5 protein-coding genes and 1 pseudogene are annotated in these 4,469 nt (G+C 57.2%); 4 read left to right on the top strand and 2 right to left on the bottom strand.

What is annotated here, in order from left to right; all coding sequences use genetic code 11:
- Positions 1-2: 2 nt before the first annotated feature.
- The 4 genes and pseudogenes from ACN9MU_RS30125 (at position 3) to tnpB (ending at position 2,566) form a co-directional block, all read left to right on the top strand.
- Entirely contained in the window at positions 3-926 is a 924-nt protein-coding gene (locus ACN9MU_RS30125; RefSeq protein WP_426343865.1) for an immunity protein Imm33 domain-containing protein, read from the top strand.
- A gap of 12 nt (positions 927-938) precedes the next feature.
- On the top strand, positions 939-1,400 hold the full coding sequence (locus ACN9MU_RS30120) for a hypothetical protein (RefSeq protein WP_426165682.1): 462 nt from the start codon (positions 939-941) through the stop codon (positions 1,398-1,400).
- 562 nt (positions 1,401-1,962) lie between these two features.
- Positions 1,963-2,190: pseudogene (gene tnpA, locus ACN9MU_RS30115) on the top strand (IS66 family insertion sequence element accessory protein TnpA); the annotation flags it as partial.
- 64 nt (positions 2,191-2,254) lie between these two features.
- Complete coding sequence (tnpB, locus tag ACN9MU_RS30110) at positions 2,255-2,566, top strand: IS66 family insertion sequence element accessory protein TnpB (protein WP_426165680.1); 312 nt, start codon at positions 2,255-2,257, stop codon at positions 2,564-2,566.
- Between the two features lie 165 nt (positions 2,567-2,731).
- Here tnpB and ACN9MU_RS30105 read toward each other — a convergent pair whose 3' ends face one another.
- Both ACN9MU_RS30105 and ACN9MU_RS30100 read right to left on the bottom strand, forming a co-directional pair.
- Positions 2,732-3,556, bottom strand: a complete 825-nt coding sequence (locus tag ACN9MU_RS30105) for an ExeA family protein (RefSeq protein ID WP_426165678.1) — start codon at positions 3,554-3,556, stop codon at positions 2,732-2,734.
- Positions 3,553-4,467, bottom strand: a complete 915-nt coding sequence (locus ACN9MU_RS30100) for a DDE-type integrase/transposase/recombinase (protein ID WP_426165676.1) — start codon at positions 4,465-4,467, stop codon at positions 3,553-3,555. The genes ACN9MU_RS30105 and ACN9MU_RS30100 overlap by 4 nt, the downstream gene beginning before the upstream one ends.
- Between the last annotated feature and the right edge of the window lie 2 nt (positions 4,468-4,469).

Genomic DNA, 4,469 nt, shown 5'->3' with positions numbered 1-4,469 from the left:
CTATGGAACATCAGACGCCGTTACCTAACGTCGATGATTATCTTTTCGGACGTGGACTTACGCTCGCGGACTATTACATTGAACAGACCCCCGTGTCTGAAATGCTTTGTTATCGAGACGCAAACGGACGTGATTTCGATCTGCAGATTAATGATGCGCAACTCGCCGCAGCGGTGTTGACACGACTGAAGGGCCTGGGCGTGCGAATCGTAAGGCTGGGTGGTGTTGAATCAATTAAAACTACTGGTGCCGGCGCACGCCAGCAATTTGAATCGCGAACAGCAGCAGAAATCACGCAGGCTTACATCGGCCAGCAGCCCTTTGCTGTGAAGGCGGCGCCTTCGTTAAAGGGGCAGGTCGCCTGGTTAATCTCGTTGTTTCAAGACATGCACGCGCAAGGTCGACCGATAGTGGCGGGTCAACGCATTCAGTTGGGATTCTCCATGCTTACGGTTGGCCAGTCTCCGGACGGCACGCTAACGTTATGGGAACCTGACTTTGAGCGCAACCCTTTCGTGGATTTGCGTGAAGGTGTGGACGTGACTTTGGCATTGTTGTCTCAGCAAACCGGATTTATACGGCGCGCCAATTGTGCTTCGGCAGAGATTTCGTTCCAGGACAAGATCGTGCTGGCTCGCGGAGCGCTTCAGGCGCCATCCATTTATTTGGAAAGAAGTGCTCCGAATCCGGAAAAGCATGATTCTGGATGGTTTATAGGCATTCGTAATAGCAATGCTGAATTTGAATTGGAGGCGATTTACGCGTTCCAGCTAATTCAACTTCGTCCGGCTTTGTTGGAGGTGCTGGCACTTCCTGCTGGCTTCATGGTTTTTATTGAAGGCAACCAGATCATGGATGTCGCCAATGAACACAATCAAGCGATTGAGATTTTGCCGGCTCCCATTGCAGCCGGCGTTTCCAAGTGAGGTAGTGTGAGCGTGGATCTGATTGACGCATTTATCGAACTCCGCCAGGACGGCAAAGAGATCGTTCCAGGAATGACCTTCCAGACGCTCAGCCAACTCGGCTGGGCACCGAGCAAAATTGTTAGGGTGTCTTGGCTGGCTGGCCAAAGGCAGTTAGCGCTGGATTACCCAGATGGCGTATTGGCCAAAGTTTTGCCAGGCAGGGGGCATGTCGCGGTAATTCCACAGATTGGTGGTGCCGCTGGTTCTCCAAAACTGACTGTCATGGATGCGCAAGGACGGGAATGTTATGTTTTGGGAAGCGCTCAGGAAATCGCTGGCGTTATGAGGTACGGCAGCTTCCTTTGGTTTGAACCCTCTGATACGGATCCGGAACATCGATTCGGAGTTGTGTTTGAGACGGCTGATCAGCAGTTCCTGCTTGAGCTAGAGATAAATAGCGGAGCGGTCAAAGTGGTGCGAGAACTACGTTGATGCTTGGTCAGCGATATGTGTAATCGAAAGGCGCTGATATGAATTGACCAGTTGTTGCGCGCCGCGCTTTCATCGTATCGTGAACCAAATTATCGTCGAGCGATTTTGGCAAGATTGGCGGCGTTTTACCACGTTGACGTCGTAGCATTTTCCCTGGCCGGCCACGCTTGGATCGTATCGCCTGCCGCTTTGGCGTCGTAGCGTCAGTGAAAAAGTATGGGGACGCGAAGTCCCTCTGGCGCTACGACGTACGCGGCTGGCCGCCCTCATCTTCGATGTGTTCCCGCTGCGTGATGAAGTCGGGAAGATGCCCTACGCCTTGCCCCCGCCGCGCGCTTGCTGCTGCTTGAGCAGTGCTTCGTGCGAACGCCAATGCGGTTGCTGCAGCGCCATGTTGACATGGGTGACGGTGCAGATACGCTGACTATTCCGGCAAGCCTCCACCAGACTGGCATAACACAGGTTGCGCGCCAATCGCAGATTGCCTGTAAGCGCTCAACGCGACCACATATGAAAGTTGGCAAGGCCTGGTCAAACTTCGGTTTTCACTTTGGAGAACCGGATGGCAAATCAAGAACGAGAGCAGCGGTGGTTGGAGCGTATCGCGTTATGGCGTGAGAGCGGCATGTCGCAGCGGGCCTTTGCGCAGAAGCATGGCTACCCTATCCGCCAAGTCGGCTACTGGGTTCGGCGTTTGAGTCGTAGCGAGCCAGCGGTAGCGGCCTTGGTGCCTGTTGTGATTAAGGCGGAAGTTAGCGCACCGGCATTGATCTTGCGCGGACCGCATAGCTGGTCCGTCGAGTTCCAGCAGGCGCCTCGGCAGCTTGGGTGGCCGATCTGCTGCGCGGTCTGTAATGCAGCTGCAGGCAACGACAGTTTGGCTTGCAACCCAGCCAGTAGACATTCGCGCTGGGGGCGATCGCCTGTCACTGCATGTGCAGCAAGCGCTGGGCCGCCCACCATGCGATGGCACAGCCTACGTGTTCAGCAACCGGCGCCACACTCGCCTGAAGGTCGTGTGCTGGGACGGCAATGGCGTGTGGATGTGCGTGCGCCGCCTGCATCGCGGCCAGTGTTGCGCGCCGCGCTTTCATCGTATCGCGAGCCAAATTATCGTCGAGCGATTTCGGCGAGATTGGCGGCGTTTTTCCACTTTGACGTCGTAGAATTTTCCCTGCCTGGCCACGCTTAGATCGTATCGTCTGCCGTTTTGGTGTCGTAGCTGCGCTGAAAAAAAAAGGGGACCCGAAGTTCCCCGCGCTACGATATGCGCGGCTGGCCCCCATCATCTTCAATGGATTCCCGCTGCGTGATGGCGCCGGCAGGATGCGCTACGCTTTCTCCCCGCTGCGCGCTTGCTGCTGCTTGAGTAACGCTTCGTGCGAGCGCCAGTGCGGTTGCTGCAGCGCTGCGTTGACGTGGGTGACTGTGCAAATACGCTGTCGATCCATGCAAGCGGCCACCAGGCTGGCGTAGCACAGATTGCGTGCCAACCTCAGGTTGCCTTGTACTGCGCGCAATACGACGTTCAGCGCCGCCTCGTCGAAGGTGTTGGCGCCCAGTCCGACCGCCGCCAGTTCGGCCACGATGAACGCGGCCAGCTGTTCGTCATTGAGCGGCAGCAGCTGCTTTGAATAACTGATGCGGCTCTTGATGTCTTCGTTGCACATCAGCGAGAGACGATGCAGCAGCTCCGGCTGGCCAAGCAACACCAGGTTATGCTTGCTCGGGAATCGCTCGAACAACAGGCGCAGCTTGCGCAAAATAAGCACATCGAGCAAGTGCGCATCGTCGATCACGAGGTACAGGTTCTTCTGCGATTGTACATGGCGCCAGGCCGCCTGCACCAGCTCCTTTTCAATGTCCTTGGGCGCGGCTTTGATCTGCAGCGATTCACCCAACTGCTTGAGGATCGGAAGATAGGTATGCATGGTTTGGGTGAAGCTGGCCACCACGCAATCACGTGCCTTGCCTAGTTGTTCCAGGTGCTGGCGGATAACGGATTTGCCGACGCCGGGATCGCCGACTACGACGCAGAAGCCGCCATGCTGGGCATGGATCTGCACCATCTCCAGCGCTTCGCTTTGTTGCGGCAGCAGGGGCGGATCCTTGCGGTAGAAGGGTTCCTGCGTCAGGCCGAATGTGGACTTGATCATGTGCGCTCTCCCGTTGCCGCCGGCATGCGAAGGCGTGCATTGGCGTGCAGGTCGAGCGCATTGGCTTGGCCCATGCGCTGGCCGGCGAAGTAGACGATGAAGCTGTCGCGCCGCTGGCGGTCATAACGCACTTGCACCGCCTTGCCACGCAGGTCGACCGGGCATTCGTAGCGTTGCGAATTGATCGAGAAGACATTGGTCTTGCTGACCTTGCGTTCCTCTTCGACATAAAACACCTCGGCCGAAAAGGCGTCGTCGGCCAGGAAGGTGATGCGGTTGCGGTCCAGGTTGAAACGGTCGACGGGCGCCATCTGGATGCCGCTGTGGAATTGCGCGTTGTATTCCTGCTCCACCCACTGGTGAGTCAGGCGGTTAAGTTCTTCCAGCGAAGCGAAGTGGGTATGCAAAGTCAGGAAGCGGTCGCGAAAACCCCGGAAGAAACGTTCGATCTTGCCCTTGGCGGCGCCGTCGCGGATGGGCGCGTGCGACAGGTGGATGTCGAGCCGCAGGCAGGCTTGGGCGATTTCGCGGGCGCTGTAGTTGCTGCCGTTATCGAAGTAGAGGCGCTGCGGCTTGCCGCGCTTGTACAAGGCAGAACGGAAGGCCTGCACCATATTCTCCGTATTGTCGCGGTAAAAGAACTCGGCGTGCGTAATGACGCGCGAGGCGTCGTCGAGGAAGGCGATCAGGAAGGTTTTTTTCCACTGGCCGTCGGCCTGTTTGATGCTGGGGCCGTGCAGCGTGTCGGCTTGCCACAACTCATTGGCGAACTGCATGGCGAAGGAGAGGCGCTGCTTGTGCATGGTTGGTTCATCGAGCAGCTGGTTTTTGCGCAGCATGCGGTAAAAGGTGGTGGGCGCCAGCTGCGAGCGCGTGAACAGGTTGCGCTGCAGGAGCACGCGGTATAGCACGC

The sequence above is a fragment of the Pseudoduganella sp. R-32 genome (assembly GCF_049913245.1).
In the GTDB taxonomy this organism is placed as follows: Bacteria; Pseudomonadota; Gammaproteobacteria; order Burkholderiales; family Burkholderiaceae_D; genus Rugamonas.
Note: the sequence above shows the minus strand (reverse complement) of the source record. Positions and strands in the feature narration are given on the sequence as shown.